The 18,845-nt window shown below is 49.2% G+C and carries 19 protein-coding genes and 1 pseudogene; 14 read left to right on the top strand and 6 right to left on the bottom strand.

Going from position 1 to position 18,845, the window contains the following annotated elements; genetic code table 11:
* Positions 1–16 precede the first annotated feature (16 nt).
* The 6 genes from EL645_RS02885 to EL645_RS02860 all read left to right on the top strand — a co-directional run bounded on the left by EL645_RS02885 (position 17) and on the right by EL645_RS02860 (position 5,143).
* Positions 17–739: a metal-dependent transcriptional regulator gene (locus tag EL645_RS02885; RefSeq protein ID WP_126548643.1), complete on the top strand. Its 723-nt coding sequence runs from the start codon at positions 17–19 to the stop codon at positions 737–739.
* A gap of 422 nt (positions 740–1,161) precedes the next feature.
* Entirely contained in the window at positions 1,162–2,820 is a 1,659-nt protein-coding gene (locus EL645_RS02880) for an O-antigen ligase family protein (protein ID WP_161977057.1), read from the top strand.
* 149 nt (positions 2,821–2,969) lie between these two features.
* Entirely contained in the window at positions 2,970–3,698 is a 729-nt protein-coding gene (locus EL645_RS02875; RefSeq protein WP_126548641.1) for an MBL fold metallo-hydrolase, read from the top strand.
* Positions 3,688–4,266 (top strand): TetR/AcrR family transcriptional regulator, encoded by a 579-nt coding sequence (locus EL645_RS02870; protein ID WP_126548640.1) that lies wholly within the window; start codon positions 3,688–3,690, stop codon positions 4,264–4,266. Before EL645_RS02875 ends, EL645_RS02870 begins: the two co-directional genes overlap by 11 nt.
* Positions 4,267–4,323: 57 nt before the next feature.
* The gene (locus EL645_RS02865; RefSeq protein WP_126548639.1) at positions 4,324–4,668 is read left to right on the top strand and encodes a YrdB family protein; all 345 of its coding nucleotides are present in this window, start codon (positions 4,324–4,326) and stop codon (positions 4,666–4,668) included.
* A 160-nt stretch (positions 4,669–4,828) separates the two neighbouring features.
* Positions 4,829–5,143, top strand: a complete 315-nt coding sequence (locus EL645_RS02860; protein ID WP_161977056.1) for a DUF3307 domain-containing protein — start codon at positions 4,829–4,831, stop codon at positions 5,141–5,143.
* 89 nt (positions 5,144–5,232) lie between these two features.
* Here EL645_RS02860 and EL645_RS02855 read toward each other — a convergent pair whose 3' ends face one another.
* The 4 genes from EL645_RS02855 to EL645_RS02840 all read right to left on the bottom strand — a co-directional run bounded on the left by EL645_RS02855 (position 5,233) and on the right by EL645_RS02840 (position 9,065).
* Positions 5,233–5,985 carry a PadR family transcriptional regulator gene (locus EL645_RS02855; protein WP_126548637.1) on the bottom strand — a complete coding sequence of 251 codons (753 nt, stop codon included), beginning with the start codon at positions 5,983–5,985 and terminating at the stop codon, positions 5,233–5,235.
* 522 nt (positions 5,986–6,507) lie between these two features.
* A complete protein-coding gene (locus EL645_RS02850; RefSeq protein ID WP_126548636.1) occupies positions 6,508–6,915 on the bottom strand; it encodes a hypothetical protein in 408 nt (135 codons plus the stop codon).
* A gap of 382 nt (positions 6,916–7,297) precedes the next feature.
* Positions 7,298–8,158, bottom strand: a complete 861-nt coding sequence (gene purU, locus EL645_RS02845; protein ID WP_126548635.1) for a formyltetrahydrofolate deformylase — start codon at positions 8,156–8,158, stop codon at positions 7,298–7,300.
* A 382-nt stretch (positions 8,159–8,540) separates the two neighbouring features.
* Entirely contained in the window at positions 8,541–9,065 is a 525-nt protein-coding gene (locus EL645_RS02840) for a hypothetical protein (RefSeq protein WP_126548634.1), read from the bottom strand.
* A gap of 368 nt (positions 9,066–9,433) precedes the next feature.
* On the opposite strand from EL645_RS02840, the gene EL645_RS02835 reads away from it, so the two are divergent.
* Positions 9,434–11,014, top strand: coding sequence for a sensor histidine kinase (locus EL645_RS02835; protein ID WP_126548633.1), 1,581 nt, complete (start codon positions 9,434–9,436; stop codon positions 11,012–11,014).
* Between the two features lie 23 nt (positions 11,015–11,037).
* On the opposite strand, the pseudogene EL645_RS46205 reads toward EL645_RS02835, so the two are convergent.
* A pseudogene (locus EL645_RS46205) lies at positions 11,038–11,711 on the bottom strand (response regulator transcription factor).
* Positions 11,712–12,027: 316 nt separating this feature from the next.
* Between EL645_RS46205 and EL645_RS02825 the strand changes: the two are divergent.
* Both EL645_RS02825 and EL645_RS02820 read left to right on the top strand, forming a co-directional pair.
* A complete protein-coding gene (locus EL645_RS02825) occupies positions 12,028–13,299 on the top strand; it encodes a glycosyltransferase family 39 protein (protein WP_126548632.1) in 1,272 nt (423 codons plus the stop codon).
* Positions 13,194–14,144: a mannosyltransferase YkcB-related protein gene (locus EL645_RS02820; protein ID WP_126548631.1), complete on the top strand. Its 951-nt coding sequence runs from the start codon at positions 13,194–13,196 to the stop codon at positions 14,142–14,144. Before EL645_RS02825 ends, EL645_RS02820 begins: the two co-directional genes overlap by 106 nt.
* Positions 14,145–14,298: 154 nt before the next feature.
* Here the strand turns inward: EL645_RS02820 and EL645_RS02815 are convergent, their stop codons facing one another.
* Entirely contained in the window at positions 14,299–15,126 is an 828-nt protein-coding gene (locus EL645_RS02815; protein WP_126548630.1) for a hypothetical protein, read from the bottom strand.
* A 726-nt stretch (positions 15,127–15,852) separates the two neighbouring features.
* Here EL645_RS02815 and EL645_RS02810 point away from each other — a divergent pair.
* The 5 genes from EL645_RS02810 (at position 15,853) to EL645_RS02790 (ending at position 18,832) form a co-directional block, all read left to right on the top strand.
* Entirely contained in the window at positions 15,853–16,101 is a 249-nt protein-coding gene (locus EL645_RS02810; protein WP_174845288.1) for a hypothetical protein, read from the top strand.
* Positions 16,102–16,283: 182 nt separating this feature from the next.
* A complete protein-coding gene (pcaC, locus tag EL645_RS02805) occupies positions 16,284–16,688 on the top strand; it encodes a 4-carboxymuconolactone decarboxylase (RefSeq protein ID WP_126548629.1) in 405 nt (134 codons plus the stop codon).
* On the top strand, positions 16,685–17,419 hold the full coding sequence (gene pcaH, locus EL645_RS02800) for a protocatechuate 3,4-dioxygenase subunit beta (protein WP_126548628.1): 735 nt from the start codon (positions 16,685–16,687) through the stop codon (positions 17,417–17,419). Before pcaC ends, pcaH begins: the two co-directional genes overlap by 4 nt.
* Positions 17,416–17,997: a protocatechuate 3,4-dioxygenase subunit alpha gene (gene pcaG, locus EL645_RS02795; protein ID WP_126548627.1), complete on the top strand. Its 582-nt coding sequence runs from the start codon at positions 17,416–17,418 to the stop codon at positions 17,995–17,997. The genes pcaH and pcaG overlap by 4 nt, the downstream gene beginning before the upstream one ends.
* Before the next feature lie 13 nt (positions 17,998–18,010).
* A complete protein-coding gene (locus EL645_RS02790; RefSeq protein ID WP_126548626.1) occupies positions 18,011–18,832 on the top strand; it encodes a CoA transferase subunit A in 822 nt (273 codons plus the stop codon).
* Positions 18,833–18,845 lie beyond the last annotated feature (13 nt).

The raw sequence follows: 18,845 nt of genomic DNA, 5'->3' as shown, positions 1-18,845 counted from the left end.
AACGGGACATGGTGCCATGAAAACAGAAGAGATCTTAAGTGCAACGGTTGAAGAATACCTGGAAATGATTTACAACATGAGTATGGAAGATGAGGTGGTTATCGGCGCTCGGCTGGCGCAACGTTTTCAGGTCTCGCCTCCTACGGTAACGGAGATGTTGAAACGTCTCGTGCGGGATGGCTATGTAGAGATGAATTCCAAGCGACATGTGTCTTTGACTGAGGCTGGCAATCAGGCAGCGGAAGCTGTTTTACGCCGCCATCGCCTGACTGAGCGTTTCCTGGTTGACATGTTGGGAATGCAGTGGCACGAGGTCCATGAAGAAGCCTGCCGCCTGGAACACTTCATCTCGGGGGCAGTTGAATCACGTGTAATTGCCAATCTCAACAATCCAATGACCTGTCCACATGGTAATCCTATTCCTGGTTCAGTGCCTAACGCTCGTACTTATCTTAAAGACAACCATGCTGTACGCCTCTCAACTGTAACCAATGGCACACATGTTAGAATACTATGTGTCTCAGAGGTGGTAGAGGATGAAGAGGCATTGATTATGTACATGCATGAGAAAAGTCTGACGCCGGGCACACGTTTAATGATGCTGGCCCAGGCCGATGCAACAGCTCCTGCCGAGTCCTCGGAGGCAGAGCCACAAGAGAAGGTGCGCTTACTGGTAGACGAGCGTGTGGTTGCCATCAGTGCCGAAGCTGCTGCTAAGCTCTGGGTTGTACCTGCGTAATAGGTAGCTACTGACTTCAGAAGTAGATGTATCTGTTGCCCATCTGCTCCTGAGGTTAGTGACTTCAGCCTCTATCTTGAGCACGCCTCCTCAGCCATCCTGGTACTATAGATTCCACCAGCACCCCCTTATCTTCTGAGTAATGGACTTAGGTATCTGGATTCTGTTATAATTCTTGTTTGTCTACAGTTTATGTTTTCGTCACCCATCGATATAGAAAAGTCAATAGGAGCGCAGGGAGATGAGACCTTCTCAATGGAAGCATGAGCGCTGTGCCCACATCTACATCCCCTTCTCCTTGATGCCGCATTGACGGCCATAAAAAAAGAATATGCACACTGGCGTGCGGATTGGTAAAATGTGTCATGAGCGATTCACCTATGTCTTTGTCGCATACAAACCTAACATCGCAGGCGCCTGATATGGCGGAACCTGCCAACCTGCCGCCTTCGGTTGCTACTGTCCCTCCAGTGAATCATAATGGCGGAATAATGAGAACGCGTTACGCTTTCTGGCGCGATCGATTGATAGAATGTGGCCTGATTCTTTCAATGGCCCTGTATTATGTAATTGGCAACCAGAATATCAAATTTTCACTTGGCCCCATGGCACACATAAATCCATGGTTCGCCCTCCCTTTTCTTGGTATATTTATTGCTCTTTGCTGGTATCGTCTACCTTTTGCTGTCGCCTTGCTACCCCTGGCCCTTCCTTATTATCTGGCGCCCAAGGACGTGATCCGCTCGGCTGAATTCAGCCCGGCTGAGATTGTGCTCTGGATCTGTGTTGGGGTGGCTACGCTACAGTTGCTGCTGCAGCGTCAGCAGTGGCCATATCGACTCTCGTGGTCTGAATTACGGCAGCGCACTGGACCATTCTTGTGGCCAGTGGTCGTTTTTGTGCTGGCCGCCTTGATCTCTCTGGCTGTTGCCAGTTCACAGCGAGATGCGCTGCGCGCCTTCCGACAAGAGATTCTGGACCCCTTGCTCTATGTGGTATTGATCCTATTGTGTCTGCGCTCCCGCCAGGATCTGGGACGCTTACTGGGTTCACTGTTTGCAACCGGCCTCATTATTGCCATCATGGCCATCATTCAATATGCAATGTTCCAGAAAACCTATACAGTTTATGGAAGTGATCCAAGCGTTGGCCTGTTATTTGATTACACTGTACCAATCGGGCTGGCCATCGTGTTCTCGCGCATTTCCTGGAAGATACGCCTGCCGGTTTTGTTGCTGTGTATACCATTTGTATATTCCTTGTTGCATAATGACTCGCGTGGCTCTGCGATTGCGGCCTTCCCGGTTGTATTATTATTTATCGTGATATTAGCCATTCGCAACCGTAAGGTCTTACTGGTTGGAGGGGCCATTGCCATCGTCGTCGCCGTCGCAGGTTATGGCGTGTTTCATCATAAAGTGAATCAGGCGATCGTTGATACAGTTATTAATGGACATAAAGATACTAATAATGTAACAACGCTTCAGAGACGTATATACCTCTGGCAGAGCGCTGAGGCCATGATTCATGATCAACCACTATTTGGTTATGGGCTCGATAACTGGATCTGCCACTACGCCGATCCGCGCGTTGTTCCTAATATAGGCAATAAAGATTATCAAACGTATGGGCCCAATTCACCCGAGTTTTCATGGATGCAAACCTGTCCGCTTGCCTCCCACTACTATATTGTCAGTGAGGTAAACGGCAAGACAACGCATATGTATGATGAGCCGGGCCTCTCGCACCCTCACAATATCTTCCTGCATGTCTGGGTTAGTATCGGCATTTTTGGCCTGCTCGCTTTTATTACCATCCTGGTCCTCTTCTTCTGGCTCTTTGCCGCCATTCTTCGCTACCTGTCCAGTCATGTAGTAGAACAGAGTGAGCACTGGCGCTGGATGGCGATCGGGTCCGCTGCCGCTATGCTAGCCGGACTCATCCAGGGTATGGTTGATAGCTCGTTTCTAGCGCAGGACCTATCCTTCTGCTTCTGGCTCCTGGTAGCAACATTGCTAGTCATCCGTGTTCAAATCGGCCTCCCATGGAGTAATCCATTTAAACTCCAACGCCAAAAATAAACGATACCAAAAAACAGGCACCGCAAACTAAACTTGCGGTGCCTGTTTTTTGGTCCCTTTTTTTCTTGACAAACTAATCACATTAGTATAATATACTAATGTGATTAGTTAATAAGTTAATGTGATTAGTAAAAAGAATGGAACGAGCAATGAAAGTAACCGCTTCTGGTCATAATCTGTTTCAACTGACCCATCTGGGTGCGATCAATTGTTATCTGGTACGCGAGGATGATGGTTTTACCTTGATTGATACCGCCTGGCCCGAAAATCAGGCACAGGCGATCATGGCTGAAGTGAAAAAACTTGGCCTTCCCATTGTCCGCATTTTGCTGACCCACGATCATATCGATCATGTGGGATCGTTGGATGCCTTGCATGCTGCCCTACCAGACGTTCCTGTCGCCATAAGTGAGCGTGAGGCCCGTTTAATGACGGGCGATTTGAGCCTTGACCCTTCAGAGCCTCAGGATAAAAAGCTCGGTAACTATCCCTGTACCACAAAGCCAACCTTTCTGTTACACGATGGTGATCGCATTGGTTCATTGGTAGCCATCTCTTCGCCGGGCCATTCTGTGGGCCATATGGCTTTCCTGGATACCAGGGATCGGACCCTGATTGCTGGTGATGCCTTCCAGACATTGGGTGGTGTGGCCGTCGCTGGTACATTCAAAATTCTGTTCCCCCTGCCAGCCCTTTCTACCTGGCATAAAGATCTGGCCCTGGAAAGTGCTCGTAAGCTATTGGCCCTGCAGCCATCTGTGCTGGCTATTGGTCATGGGCGCATGCTGAATCAGCCCCAGGTGGCGATGGAGAAGGCTATTCGAGTTATGGAGCAGTCACAATTACAAGAGCAGAGGAAACAATCTCATGTCGCGTAGAGCCGGTCTGGATCATGAAAGTGTCGTAGAAGCAGCCGCCCACTTGATTGATGAGGAGGGGATAGAGCAACTCTCTCTTGGGCGGCTCGCTGAAAGATTAGGGGTGCGTACTCCTTCGCTCTATAATCATGTGGCCGGTTTACCGGGACTCAAACACGATCTGGTGCTCTATAGTTTGAGGGATTTGCTCTCGCGTATTCTGCATGCCATGGTTGGCAAGTCGAAGGGTAAAGCTATCCTGGCGCTGGCTGATGCCTATCGCGAATACGCCAGGACAGCGCCAGGATGCTACCTTCTTACTCAGCAGGCGCCAGATTCAAATGATCAAGAGTTACAAGAAGTGGCACAACAATTGATCCGGGTCATTCAACAAGTGCTGATTCCATACCAATTGAAAGAGGAAGATGCCATCCACGCCATTCGTGGTCTGCGTAGTATTGTCCATGGCTTTATCACGCTGGAAGTATCCGGTGGTTTTGGCATGCCGATAGATCGGGAAGCAAGTTTCCATTGGCTGATTACTATGTTTATCGCCTCCCTCGAAGGCGCAGTTGGTACAGAGCTATAAGCCAATAGCGTATGAACTCCTAAAAAAATTTGATACATGCAGAAAGGATTCTAGATCATGGTTATTACTGTACTGAAAAATATGAATCTGGCGCTGGCTTTTTTCCTGGAACTGGGCGTCCTGGCGGCGCTTGGATATTGGGGCTTCCACAATGGGCAGGGGGTGATTGGTAAGATTGCGCTGGGAATTGGTGCCCCTGCATTGGCAGTAGTGGTATGGGGAATCCTGGGAGCACCAAAATCACAATGGCAACTCCATGATCCCTGGTATCTGCTGTTGCAGATTGTTTTCTTTGGTTCTGGTGCCGTCGCCCTCTTTGTTGCTAATCAGCGCTCACTGGGCATCGCTTTTGCACTCGTCTTTGTTCTGAACTGTATCCTGGCTCGTGTGTGGGCACAGTAGCCTCTATGTTTTCTGGGTGCTGAAAAAGTAGAAGGAGGAACGACCGCACTAACTATAAAAGATATGTGTGATGGTCCACTATCTGATAGCGATGTAGTTCACTGTAATTGTTATCCCTGGCATCTAAAATATGTATAAGAGAGCTGTCAGGGAGAAATATATGAACTTTACTTTTTCGGTCACCACCTTATTAATATGGTTAGCCTGCCACTTTATCGGCGATTTCGCATTTCAAAGCGCATGGATGAGCATGGAGAAGGGGAAAAGTTGGGAAGTTAATTTTTATCATTGCGCCACCTATACAGCGACCTTTGTGTTGTTTGCTCATCCATCTCTAATAGCAACGGCGGTCCTCTTCGGTACTCATTTCATTATCGATCCATTAAAAGCGCGCTATAAACTGATTGACCCGATCTGGTTGGATCAAACATTGCATATAGTCACTATCCTTCTCATCCTGCTGTTTCACTTCTAGATCGCCACATTCTCGCCATGACAAGAAGAGGAGAAGCGCGCGCTTCTCCTCTTCTTGTTCAGTTTGCCAGTAGTTACCTGATAGTGAGTTTAGATGCTCTGATCGGTTGGTGGTGTGCCGCTCTCAGGTTCTGCTGCCTTTTCCGCAGTGCCATAGATGAAGTCACTCAGATCTTTGTGGGTGCGTTCCAGAATAGTGCGTAGGCGGCCTAACTTCTCGCTATCGCGGAAAGACGAGCGACCCGCAATCGCAAAGAGGCGAGCTACTTCCATAGCCTCGGTGCGAATAGCCTGAATTTCGGGCTCATTCCAGAAGCGACCTGGACCATTGCCGCGCGCCCAGGGTGGCGTGAAATTTTCTTCCTCTTTCTGACGCTCAGTCAGAAAATTCTTGCCTTCTTCTGTAATGCTATAGACTTTCTTGCCCTCTGCCTCTTGTACTGTGACCAGTCCGCGATCTTCCAGTAATTGTAAGGTAGGATAAATGGTGCCAGCACTAGGAGCGTAGAAGCCACCGGAGCGCTCCTCCAGTGCTTTCATCATCTCATAGCCGTGCATAGGACGCTCGCGTAGCAACTCAAGCAGCGCATATTTGACGTCGCCGCGCCCGAAGAAACGCTGTCCTCCTTTGAAGGGTCCACCCTCCGGACCAAAGGGACCGCCAGGACCAAAGGGACCGCCAGGGCCAAAGGGTCCACGGCGCATACGCATAGCAAAGAAACGTGGTCCACGATGATGATGGTGGTGATGGTGGTGCTCATCCCGGTTTAACCATGGTGGAGTCCATCCCTCCCAATCCTGGGGCCCACCTTCATAGCCAAAAGCAAAGCGTTTGTTAAACATATTGCTGGTCTCCTTTCCGAGTCCATTACTTTGCGATATATCGCTAACTTATTCTTACTATATACGATATATCGTATTGTTGTCAATATGAATTACGTGCTCTTGCGCAAAAGGTTGCAAAGTATATCATTATTTCGCAATCTATTGCGATGGAGGCATATTATTAAGTAGTGTGTTTGATTTCTGTTGTCAGGGAGCTTTTGTCGTTCGCCTGAGTGCGGGCGCATTCGCGCCCGCATCTTTTATTCTGTGTGCTGCAAAAAGGTGCCGCGGCACCTTTTTGCAGCACACAGAATGCGTTTGAAGGAAGTAAAGGTGCAGCACCCTGAAGCGTTTGAAGAGGGAAAGTGATAGTGCTCGGGGAAGCCTTTGAAAAGGTGTGCAATACACGAAGATCCGCAGTGGGGCAGTATATTCTCTCTGACAGAATGGCTGCACTCTCTGCGGATCTTTGCATTTCTCTTTATGAATATGACTGGTGGTGGAAAATAATGCCTTGTCTGACGACGTCTTGAAAATAAGTTATGCCAATTGGCTATGCCAGCGTGTGGCTAACAAAGCATAATAACTATGGTTGACAAGAGTCCAGAGCGCTTGAAAGAAGGCGGGGTCGCGATATTCAAGGTGGCGTAGCAAGCTTTGCTGTTTTTCCGTACTGGCGAGACAGAAATCTCCATCGGCGGATAAGTTTAACTCATGTAACGCTGTACGTAAACGCTTCTCACTCAACATTGGGGTGTTTTTTCGTCCGGCTTTGGGCGAAAGATGTAGGAGTAGTTCGTCAATTAAATGCAAACTAGACGGGGGTGGAAAATCCTTATCAGACGGTATAAGTAAATCGATAATAGTGTTTAGTTGAGCTTTTTCTTCGATACTTAGCTCAATTCGCTGTTTACGAAATGTCGGTGCGAGCCGAAGCATGTCGTTCATTTGAACTCCTCTTTTGGATTTGGGGGCGCTGCCGTTTCTACCTCGCATAATATTATCATATACTTCTTGGGTAATTCAACACCTGATTCGGAAAATGTGTTTTTTCTAATATGAAGCTTTTAAGCTCTACCATATATGAAAATCTACCTTTAAATCTTATCCATATGGCCTCTTTTAATGTAGTTAGCAAGGGAGTGAGGGAGCCTGTTATCAGGTTTGGGGATAACGTTATCTAGCAGCTTGTTTATTGGTGCGCTTATCAGGGGATCAGGAAAAGCATCTGATTGCATGAAACTGAGCACAAAAAGTGTCAGAAAATGTGGATAAAGTGTATATATCAGGGACTTTTCAAGAACCACTGCTTTTGAAGAGTCCCTGATATTTAAAAGACGACTGTTTTGTTTTCATAGACCAGCACACGGTCAGTGGTATAGAGGCGTACTGCTTCCGCCAGCACGCGACGCTCGACATCGCGGCCCTTACGGATTAGATCGTCAACGCTATCCCGATGATCACAGTGAATGACATCCTGGGCAATGATGGGGCCTTCATCCAGGCTGTTGGTAACATAATGGGCGGTTGCCCCGATAAGCTTGACACCTCGCTTGAATGCCTGGTCATAGGGACTGGCTCCAACAAAAGCGGGCAGGAAACTATGATGAATGTTGATGATACGTTGAGGGAATGCTTCAACAAAGAAAGGCTCCAGGATCTGCATATACCGTGCCAGGATCAGGAAGTCTGCCTGCGCGCCAATAAAATCGAGCATGCGTTGCTCATCCTGTTGCCGCGTCGCCCGCTTGACGGGAAAATGATAATAAGGGACATCATACATATTGGCTAGCCCCTCCAGATCAGGGTGATTGCTGATAATAAAAGGGATATCCATTGCTAGCTCGCCAATTTTCCAGCGCCAGAGTAGATCAACGAGGCAGTGATCATATTTAGAGACGAGGATGCCAACACGTTTGCGTCGGCGCGAATAATTTGCGGTCCATTGCATCTGAAATTGGGTTGCTATCGGCTGAAAAGCTTCGCCCAACTCTCCCTCCCCCAATTGGAAGGTATCTTCTGCGAAACAGATGCGCATAAAAAAACTGCCGTCATGCTGGTTGGTTGAGTATTGATCTGATTCTAAGATATTTCCGTTGTGCTTAAAAATGAAGCCTGAGACAGCGGAGACAATGCCCGGTTTATCAGGGCATGAAATTAGTAAGCTAATTGTATCTTTCTGTGTTGACACCGTGTGGCCCTCCCACCTGTTTTTGGATGACAATGTTTGTATTGTGTGTGCTATAAGTTCAGATGCCTATGGTACGTCTTGTCTATTGCTCTGTCAATGGATAAAATGCCCTGCTCTACTCTACCTATATGAGAAAACGCGGCGATTAGGTCTTGATCGCCGCGTTTTCTCATATGGTGTCTGATCCTTATGATCGCCGCGCTCCTCATGCCTGAGTTTGCACGCCTTCGGCGCTCACGAAGTCATCTTGTGTGGTGCAAAAGTGCGCCCGGCGCACTTTTGCACCACACAAGAAAAAAAGCCCGGGCGCGCCAGCGCCCGCCCGTAAAGGAGCGACAAGCTTCCCATAAACATGAGTGTATGACACTCTGTCATAAAGCAGCTACTGCAAAACCGTTTTATTAAACTGCAATTTGATTTGGGAGAGGTCAATCTTGTCATTGACCGGAAAATCCACATAGCCGCTCTGTGGTTTTCCAGGATACACGGCCGCATTGATTGATGCTACTTTGCCTTGAACGCTCTGCCCTGAAGGCAAAATTAAGCGGGTCAGATTAAAGTAATCGACACCAATGGTATCTTGATTATTATTGGTTGTATTTAAAGAAATACGTACGACATAATTGCCGCCGTGTTTAAAATCATCTGAGAATTTACTGGCCATTTCGGCTTTTGTAAAGACGATATGGACCCCGTTGTAATCATACGTCTGGTGTAGATTGGTGCTGGCCACAGGATTTGTCACCACAACAGTGGGAGTCGGTGGGGCTGCGAAGAGAGAGTCATGTTCGACTTCGTGTGGTCCTGAGTAAAGCACGCTAATCACCGCAAGCGCAATTACTACCAGACCCAGGATGGTACCCGTCCTGTGGGAGATATGAAGACGTTTTTTTGCCGGCTGTTCCATGGTATATCGATAGCTCCTGATAATAATCTCTGTCTATGTTATCGTATTATAGCAAAGGCTTGCTATGAAAAAGCTAGGCGCGAGTAAGCATAGTTTTCGCTTGCTTTTAAGCGTAGGTCACAATTTGTAGCTGTGGGGTTGGTACTTTTTGGAGCTCGAGCCCCTACCTTTTAAGGAAGTTCTAGCCGCCTGTCGTATACTGGTGGTCTGAGAAATATGATATACTCCTTAGACGCATACTGTTGCATCAAAGCCAAAGATCTGTGTTGGTAGTCTTCTCACCTTCACTCTTTTTCTCCCGCCAGGTACAGTATAATCGAGGTGAGCAAATCGGAACATACTGCTTCCGGCAGAAATGAGCGCATACTTTGCCAGAATTTATAGATAAAACACAGAATACCTCTGCCAATCTAAGCAGGTTATTTTTATCAACCGATATCCTCCATCAAGTTATTGAACAAAGTACAGATTGTATTAAAGTGCTGGACCTTGAGGGCCACCTTATCTACATGAATAAGGGTGGGCAAAAACTGTTGGGGATTGAGGATCTTTCTACCTGCCTGTATGCCCCATGGGAGACGTTATGGCCTGAGCATGAGCGGCAAAAGTTACGTGATGCTATGCAGGGAGCAATAGCTGGAAAAACAACGACCTTTCAAGGCGATTGCCCTACTGCTCATGGCTTGCAGAAATCCTGGCGCGTTACTGTGACTCCTACTTTTACCTCAGTTGGCGACGTTGCCAGCTTGCTGGTTATATCAAAAGACGTGACTGAAGAAGTTCTGGCATGCCAGGAACGCGATACTTTGCAGCGCAAATTGCAATTAGAGCAGTTACGCCTGGAAACGATTATGGCCCAGATGCCCTCGGGATTGTCGATTGCCGAAGCACCCTCTGGTAAGTTACTCTTGCATAACGAAGAAGCCATTCGCCTCTTGCGCCATCAACTACTAGAGAGTCCTACCTATGCTGGCTATGTTCAGTATGGCGCCATACATGCTGATGAATCCTCATATCGGCCTGAAGAATATCCTATCACACGCTCGTTAACTGGTGAGGTTGTGTTGCAAGAGGATATGCTTTACCGCCGTGGTGATGGCACCATAACCCTGTTTTCGGTCAGTGCGGCCCCTGTCTATGATACGGATGGAAATATCGTATTTGCTGTCAGTACTTTTTATGATATTTCGCAGCGAGACGAATTAGAGCGCCGTAAAGATGAATTTATCCATATCGCCAGCCATGAGTTGCGCACACCCTTGACCAGCATTAAAGCAAACACACAACTGCTGAATCGCCGCTTGAAGCAATTGCAGACAACCCCTCATCCTTTGACTGGCGATCAACAAGGGTTGGTCGATGACATGGCTACCATGCTCGAACGGACATTGAAACAGATCAATGTGCAGACCAGATTGATCAATGATATGGTTGATGTGACACGTATTCACACTGGTAAATTGGCTGTCAATCCAGTGCCTTGCAATCTTTTTGAAGTGGTAAGAAACGCCGTTATAGAACAGCAACTTATGATCCGTGAGCGCAAGATTACCTTTGATAGTACATTTCAGAACCTTCCTGTGCTGGCTGATGCCATGCGTATCAGTCAGGTCGTCAACAACTATCTGACCAATGCGCTCAAATACTCGCCAGCCTCTTCTCCTATATCTGTAGGTATAGAACCATCCTCTGAGGAAGTGCGTGTCTGGGTCCAGGATCTTGGGCCGGGTCTGAGCGAGGAAGAGCAGAGACGTATCTGGAAGCGTTTTTATCAGGTTCCCGAGCGCAATGAGAATAAAGGGACCGGTGGCGTTGGTTTAGGATTGGGTCTGCATATCTGCCAGGCATTAATCGAGCAACATAATGGACAGGTTGGTGTTGATAGCGTGCCGGGTGAAGGTGCCCGTTTCTGGTTTACCCTCCCCCTTCAACATACGGAGCCACTCTGACTGCATGGTAAATCTCATAGCTGCTATCCGAGTATTTTATAGCCAACACCCCGAACAGTCTTGATCAATGGATGTGGAAAGCCTTGATCAATCTTCTCGCGCAGGTAGTGGATGTATATATCAACTACGTTTGAGAGTGCTTCGAGATCATAACGCCAGACTGCGTCAGTAATCTGTGTCCTTGTCAGGACCTGCCCAGGGTGACGCATCAGATATTCTAGCAGGGCAAATTCTTTGGCCGTCAATTCTATGAGTTGACCATCTCGGTGCACTTCATGGCGCATCATATCCAGTGTCAGATCTCTTACTATCAATTGTTGTTTCTCATCAAAGCGTTGTGTGCGCCGGCGCAGCAAGGCATTGATGCGGGCCAACAATTCTTCCATTGCAAAAGGCTTGGTGAGATAATCATCGGCCCCCACATTCAAGCCGGTGACGCGATCTTCCACTGCCCTAGCGCCGTCAACATCAGGACTGGCGCCATCACATTCTCCGCGCGCATCTGGCGGCAGATCTCAATCCCATCCATGCCCGGCAGCATGACATCCAGAATCACTATATCATACGTATCACTTAAGGCCAGATCCAGGCCAGCAACTCCATCATGGGCCAGATCAACAGCATAGCGCTCTTCAAGTAGCACCCGGCGCAATAAATATGTCAGCCGCTTCTCGTCCTCGACCACAAGAACATGCATCGCTTTTCTCCTCTAGAAACTGTTTCCGCTAATATTGAGAGAATACTTAAACTTTATTGAAAAATCATGAGAGAAAAACATGAATATTGTAAATTTTTGATCAAATGCTTAAATCCTGCCCGTGCCGCCCATAATTTTGCTACCTTTCCAATCTTTTTCTCATCAATACTCTCTACTCTAAAAAATATGCAGCGTCTGTACACATGGCGCAGCTTGAACACTGCCTGTCTGGTAGCTGTGTCTACCGAGGCTGTGATTTGCGCGATATGTCTGGTGAAGGTAGTGATACCTATCCAGAAAGGAAATATGGGGAATAATGATTGATACAACGGCAACTGTTTCTGATTCACGTTCAGAGCGTTGGCCAGAGCCGAAAGCGGGTAACTGGCAGCGTTTTCAACAACCTGTAGGGCTGGCCCTCGTCGCCCTGGTCTCGATTTTTATGAATTTTTATCAATTGGGACAGAATGGATATGGCAATCAATATTATGCGGCCGCGATTCGTAGTATGTTGGATAGCTGGCACAACTTTTTCTTTGTCGCCTTCGACCCCGGTGGCTTCGTCACGGTAGATAAACCCCCTTTAGGCTTCTGGCTGCAGGCGGCCAGTGCAAAAATTCTTGGCTTTACCCCCTTTAGCATCTTTTTGCCCCAGGCGCTGGCCGGCGTGCTCTCTGTCATCTTGCTCTACTACCTGGTGCGCCGCCACTTTGGCGTGATGGCCGGATGGCTGGCGGCCCTGGCGCTGGCCATCAGTCCGATTAGCGTGGTGACCAATCGTAATAATACTATCGATAGTACCCTGGTCCTGGTGATGTTGCTTGGGGCCTGGATGGTGATGAAGGCAGCTGAAGCGGGCAAATTGCGCTGGTTATTACTCTGTGCGGTCTGTGTGGGCCTTGGTTTTAATATCAAAATGCTCGAAGCCTACCTGGTGGTCCCTGCCTATGGGCTGCTCTACCTGTTAGCCGCCCCCAAACGCCTCTGGGTGCGTCTTATTCACCTGGCACTGGCGGCTTTGCTGATGCTGACAATCTCGTTATCGTGGGCGGTGGCTGTGGACCTGACTCCAACCTCTCAGCGTCCATACGTTGGGTCGAGTCAGGATAACTCAGAGATTAGCCTGGCACTGGGCTATAATGGTGTTCAACGTTTGCTTGGTTCTTTTGGTTTAGGTGGCCGCAATACTGGCATTCCGGGTGGTAATACAACTGGACAAAATCCTCCGAATGGCACGGCTGGTGTGCAGGCACCCCCAACTACTGGTGGCGGAAATTTTGGCGGTGGTGGCTTCGGTGGCGGTGGTGGGGCCTTCAATACGGGCACTCCTGACATCTTGCGCCTCTTTACCCAGCCTCTCGGTGGGCAGATAGTCTGGCTCTTACCTCTGGCGTTGCTGGGTATGCTGGCCCTGGCCTGGCAGCGCCGCCCACAGTTCAGGGATGATCGGCAACAACAATCGCTATTGCTATGGGGGGCTGGTTGCTTACGATCGCAATCTTCTTTAGCGCGGCCAGTTTCTTCCATCAATATTACCTCTCCACCCTGGCTCCTGCTATCTGTGCCCTCTTCGGCATTGGGATCGTAGTCATGTGGCAGGATTATCGGCGCGCGGGCTGGCATGGTTGGCTCTTGCCCCTGGCTTTGATTCTGACCGCTTTGGAGCAGATCTATATTATTGCTACTGACCCATCGTGGGGAAGCTGGCTCATTCCAGTGATAGCTATCGTCTGTGCCCTGGCGGCAGCTATACTCTTCCTGGCACGATTGCTACCGCGCCTGGCTTTTACTACGCGTCTGCTGTTGTCTGTGGTTGGACTGGCCCTGGCGGCGTTGCTGCTAACTTCTGCTGTCTGGTCTGCCATCCCGGCCGTCAACAACATTGTGGCGGACCTGCCGACCGCGGGTGCGAGCCAGCAGGGATTTGGTGGTGGTGGCGCTGGCACTGGTCGCCGTTTTGCTTTTGATCGACAGGGTACCACGAGTGGGCAGCAGGCTCCTACAGGAGGTGCGCCAGCCAATGCGGGCGGGGCTCCGGGCGGAAACGTCGATAGCGCCCTGTTAAAATACCTGGAGGCCAATCAGGGCAGCACGAAATATCTGCTGGCCGTTCCCAGTTCACAATCTGCCGACTCGATCATCCTCTCTACGAACAAAGCCGTCATGGCCCTGGGTGGATTCTCTGGTAGCGATCCCATCCTGACCAGCAGCCAGCTCAAAGCCCTGGTCGCCAACAACACAGTCCGCTACTTCTTGCTCAATAGCGCAGGTGGTTTTGGTGAGGGTCCTGGTGGACAAAGCAGTAGTGCAACCTCCTGGGTGACTCAAAGCTGTACTGTTGTTTCATCCAGCCAGTGGCAATCCAGTTCAGCTACCAGCACTGGGGGCTTTGGCGGTTCCTCACATTTATACGATTGTAAAGCTGCTAGTTAGCCAGAGAAGACGACAGGAAGTAGGCCATTGCCGCAATGGCCTACTTCCTGTCGTCTCTTTTTCTATTCGCTTATTGCCGCGTTATCCTCCTGACGATATTTATGCACAATTAATTGCAAAGGCACCAACTCGGTGATGAGGAAACGGAATGTGCCTAGCAGATCGAGGATCTGAGGAAGACAGTGGGTAGGTCGTCATCGATAAAGAGACGCCATTTATTTAAGGTCCAGAACGCTCGTGGCGGCACCCCTTCCTGTGAGCGTTGCCATTCATCCAGATGTTCCAGCATGATAGTCAGGGCGTCCGCCAGTTCCTTTTGCATAATATTGTCAGCCACAAAGCTCTGGGCCTGTTTACGTATCTCTGGAGCGTGATAAGGACTGTTGCTTAACTGTTTAAGCACTTTTGATAACTCTCGCACATCTACCCGTTCGCGTAGCTGACTGCCAACTGCTTTTTGGAACTGTTGTGCTCGTATTTCAGGATCGTTGAATGCAAAATCGCCCAACAGGGTGTCGAGCAGTTTCGCATAGTTGCCCGTTTGTGTTGGCTGTAGCAGGCGCTCTAGCTGTACTCTCTGCTCCTGCTCGCGCTGGGCACGTGTCTGGGCACTCTCTGGTGCTCCGGCGGCCCATTCCTCTAGCAGTGCTCCAAAAACATAGACAATCTCAGAGCGTAACTGTCCACCAGCCAACTCCTTTTCTAGACGTTGACGCCAGAAAGTCAGCGTTTCTGCAGACACCGGTTGACCATCGGCCTGATCCAGCAGCGGTTCCAGGTTGGCGATATCGGGATGTAGTTCCTGGTTGGCAAACTTTAACTGGCGCAAGCCATTGTATAAGGTACGTAGGCGTTCTGTTTCTGTCTCCGTCACATCAACTTGCTGGCGTAATTCGGTATAGGCTTGTGTTAATCGACTACGCTGCTCACGTAACTCGCGCAATTTCATCTGGGTAATAAAATATTCATTGCTTGTGATCATAAATTGACTCCTCCTCCGATGATGCTTTACTGCTAGCAAAGTCAAATATAATTTATATGTTTTGAATTTATGTTCTATTGAGCTTTTTCTTCATTAGAAAGACAATTACGGAAAAATAATTGCATACTTTTACGCAATTATTTTTAATCAAATAGAGTGAGCTTACGATTTCGATGCTAATATGGTAATAAAAGTCAAGCAGTATAATCGTGCGGCATGCACTGCTGTAATCGCTCTATCCTATGTTAGAATAGTGAGGAGTGGTAAATTCTTTGTAGGTGAGTCAGATCTTGTTCTTGTAAAAATTGAATATTGTGAATAGTGTTGCAACCAGTTTGATGGGTAACAAATAGTGTTACCTCCTCTCTTTTTAGCCCAATATTAGTAGGAGGAAATCAAAAATGACCTATCACAGTGAGGTGGTGGGAGATATGTGGTGTAATTTTGAGCGTGCTTTGAGCTGCGCCAAGGATAGAAAAGTATGGTTGGCGGGGGCAGAAATTAGGTCTTGGATCGCAGGGATAGATGAGTTTCTATAGAAACAAAGAGCAACAGCATAGAGGGCTGATGATGATATATGCACTCATTTGCTCTTGTGATGCTTTTGGAAGTAGATGCAACACGTGCTGGCTTATGGATTGGACTTGGATGTCTAAGCTTACCTATCGAATTTCTGGTTGCGTATATAAAATACGGAAGTAACGGAAGCAACTATTTGGAGGACATATGGGAACAAGTCAGGAAGACATCAAAAGATGGCTGAATCGTGGCAAGGAGGAAGGCGCTACTCATGTTATTGTAGTATGCGACACCTTTAGCTACGAGGATTATCCCGTGATGGTTAAACCAGAGGAGAAGGTCAAAGATATTGCCAAGAAATATGATGGCGAGAATATGCAGCGTATCATGGAGGTTTATAACCTGAGCATGGACTTTGATAAACAATTGGCCGAGCGCCGAAGCTTTAACTACTAGCAAGCAACCGACCGGATAACCTATGAGCAATTTAATTGTCATACTTTTTCTAATGACCGCCTGGGCATTCTGGTGTTCAACAATAGACCATCAAGGCTTGGTTATGATTATGCTGACCAGAATGTCAAGTTGGCAGAGGCATACAAGAATAAGGCAGACTTTGAAGAACTGGAGCAGTAATCATGACGGAATCACGCTATGAAGCTGGAATGAATGTCCGCAAAGAGGTGCTCGGAAGCGAGCATGTTGAGCGGTCGCTAGCGAATACGACGGACCTGGATGCTGATTTCCAGCGCTTTATTACCGAGACGGCCTGGGGATTCCTCTGGGCCCGTCCTGATCTGGATCGGCGTACCAGGAGCCTGGTCACGATTGCTATTCTGGCGGCGCTGGGTCGTGAAGAACTGGCTTTGCACCTGCATGGCAGCCGCAATTGTGGGGTTGATCCACACGAAGTGGCTGAAGTGCTGCTGCATGTAGGCATCTATGCCGGTGTGCCAGCGGCCAATGCCGCGTTCGCCCTGGCTAAAAAAGAGTTTCCTGAAACGGCCACGCAAGATGTGAAGCAGGCTCAGGAGGATGTATGAACCCCCATCTTACGATTGGTGATATTGTGCGTGGTGATAGCGAGGTCTTCCCACCCTATTTGTATGAAGCCTATCAATCCACGCGTCGCCGTGCCCCGCTCTTGCCGCTGATTAAGGTGCCATTGACCATCTCTGAATTGACAGGCCCTGGTCCAGCTATTAGCGCCATCACTCCGGAGGATGCAGATCTTACGCGCAATGCCGGCACTGGTGGTGAGGCTCTGGGTCAGCGTATCATCGTCATGGGTCGCGTGCTCGATGAGAGAAACACTCCTATCCCAAATACCTTGCTAGAGATCTGGCAGGCTAATGCGTCGGGTCGCTACCTGCATAAACGCGATCAATGGCCGGGACCGCTTGATCCCAACTTCCTTGGCATGGGCCGTTGTTTAACCGATGCCCAGGGTGTCTATCGTTTCCTGACCATTCGACCGGGAGCGTACCCCTGGAAAAATCACCCAAATGCCTGGCGCCCGGCCCATATTCATTTTTCGGTTTTTGGTCCGGCGCTGCTATCCCGGCTTGTTACCCAGATGTATTTTCCCGATGATCCACTGCAACGGCACGATCCAATTATGCAATCCGTCCCCACTGCAGCGGCCCGCGAACGTCTGATTGCTATCTATTCCCATGAGGTCACCGAGCCAGAGTGGGCACTGGGATACCGTTGGGATATTGTTGTACGTGGACCTTATGCGACACCTTTTGAGCCAGCCGAGGTACCATCATGAATGTACTACCATTAACCGCCTCACAGACTGTTGGCCCTTTTTTCTCACCAGCCCTTTTACGTGAGGATTGTCGTCGTAATATCCTGACCTCGCCGCAGACTGTTGGGGCGCGTATACGTATTGAGGGGATTGTTGTTGATGGCGATGGACTTCCGGTGCCCGATGCGCTGGTTGAGATCTGGCAGGCCAACGCCCATGGGCGCTACAATCATCCATCGGACCAGGGATCAGCACCACTTGATCCATCGTTCAGTGGTTTTGGGCGTTCCGGTACAGATGAGAATGGAGCCTACTGGTTTGAGACGGTGAAGCCTGGTGGAGTGTCCTTTGATGAGCAGCAATTGCAGGCACCGCATATCTGTATAACCGTTTTTGCGCGCGGGCTGCTCAATCACCTGGTGACGCGGCTATACTTTGAGGACGAGCCCGCCAATGCCAGCGATCCGGTCCTGCTGCTCGTCCCTGAGCAGCGGCGACTGACTTTGTTGGCCAGATGTGAACTTATCGGTGAGATGCTTGTCTACCGCTTCGATATTATTCTGCAGGGCGCGCATGAGACGGCGTTTTTCAATCTCTGATGGAGCTAGCCCGATGACCTCTTTTCTTTCATTACAGGCTGCCATTGCTGAGTATGTCCAGGATGGCAGCACGATTGCTCTGGAAGGTTTCACCCATTTGATTCCTTTTGCCGCCGGTCATGAAATCATTCGGCAGCAGAAACGAGACCTATGCCTGATACGTATGACGCCAGATCTAATCTATGACCAGATGATCGGGATGGGATGTGTCCGTAAATTGATCTTCTCGTGGGGTGGGAATCCAGGGGTTGGGACGCTGCACCGGCTGCGGGATGCTGTTGAGCATGACTGGCCCCAGTCGCTGGAGTTGGAAGAGCATAGTCATGCCGCGCTGGCCAATGCCTATGCCGCGGGCGCCGCGGGCCTACCTTGCGCGATCTTCCGTGGCTATCAAGGTTCCGACCTGGTTAAAGTAAATCCTAATATTCGCTTTATTCAGTGTCCTTTCACTGGCGAGCAACTGGCGGCTGTGCCTGCGTTGCGCCCGGATCTGACGATCATCCATGCCCAACGAGCCGATCGTAGTGGCAATGTGCTTCTCGAAGGTATTATTGGAGTACAGAAAGAGGCGGCCCTGGCCGCGCGGCGTGTACTTGTGACCGTAGAAGAAATAGTTGACGATTTGCGTGCGCCCGGCCCCAATGCCGCAGTGTTACCGCACTGGACTATCAGCGCGGTTGTCCAGGTCCCAAACGGGGCATATCCGTCCTATACTCATGGCTACTATGGACGCGACAACGCTTTCTATACTGCCTGGGATGCCATTGCGAGGGATCGTGAGGCCTTTCTTGCCTGGATGCAGGAGCATGTGCTGGTTGCCCGGTCTATGAAGTAGCTTTGGCAACGTA

It is taken from the genome of Dictyobacter kobayashii (assembly GCF_003967555.1).
Classification (GTDB): Bacteria; Chloroflexota; Ktedonobacteria; order Ktedonobacterales; family Ktedonobacteraceae; genus Dictyobacter; species Dictyobacter kobayashii.
The sequence above is the reverse complement of the archived record's forward strand: the minus strand, read 5'-3'. Positions and strand labels throughout refer to the sequence as shown.

Coding starts and splice junctions, on each gene's coding strand:
- EL645_RS02885 (WP_126548643.1), top strand. CDS start 17: ATGAAAACAGAAGAGATCTTAAGTGCAACGGTTGAAGAATACCTGGAA.
- EL645_RS02880 (WP_161977057.1), top strand. CDS start 1,162: ATGGCGGAACCTGCCAACCTGCCGCCTTCGGTTGCTACTGTCCCTCCA.
- EL645_RS02875 (WP_126548641.1), top strand. CDS start 2,970: ATGAAAGTAACCGCTTCTGGTCATAATCTGTTTCAACTGACCCATCTG.
- EL645_RS02870 (WP_126548640.1), top strand. CDS start 3,688: ATGTCGCGTAGAGCCGGTCTGGATCATGAAAGTGTCGTAGAAGCAGCC.
- EL645_RS02865 (WP_126548639.1), top strand. CDS start 4,324: ATGGTTATTACTGTACTGAAAAATATGAATCTGGCGCTGGCTTTTTTC.
- EL645_RS02860 (WP_161977056.1), top strand. CDS start 4,829: ATGAACTTTACTTTTTCGGTCACCACCTTATTAATATGGTTAGCCTGC.
- EL645_RS02855 (WP_126548637.1), bottom strand. CDS start 5,985: ATGTTTAACAAACGCTTTGCTTTTGGCTATGAAGGTGGGCCCCAGGAT.
- EL645_RS02850 (WP_126548636.1), bottom strand. CDS start 6,915: ATGAACGACATGCTTCGGCTCGCACCGACATTTCGTAAACAGCGAATT.
- EL645_RS02840 (WP_126548634.1), bottom strand. CDS start 9,065: ATGGAACAGCCGGCAAAAAAACGTCTTCATATCTCCCACAGGACGGGT.
- EL645_RS02825 (WP_126548632.1), top strand. CDS start 12,028: ATGATTGATACAACGGCAACTGTTTCTGATTCACGTTCAGAGCGTTGG.
- EL645_RS02815 (WP_126548630.1), bottom strand. CDS start 15,126: ATGATCACAAGCAATGAATATTTTATTACCCAGATGAAATTGCGCGAG.
- EL645_RS02810 (WP_174845288.1), top strand. CDS start 15,853: ATGGGAACAAGTCAGGAAGACATCAAAAGATGGCTGAATCGTGGCAAG.
- pcaC (WP_126548629.1), top strand. CDS start 16,284: ATGACGGAATCACGCTATGAAGCTGGAATGAATGTCCGCAAAGAGGTG.
- pcaH (WP_126548628.1), top strand. CDS start 16,685: ATGAACCCCCATCTTACGATTGGTGATATTGTGCGTGGTGATAGCGAG.
- pcaG (WP_126548627.1), top strand. CDS start 17,416: ATGAATGTACTACCATTAACCGCCTCACAGACTGTTGGCCCTTTTTTC.
- EL645_RS02790 (WP_126548626.1), top strand. CDS start 18,011: ATGACCTCTTTTCTTTCATTACAGGCTGCCATTGCTGAGTATGTCCAG.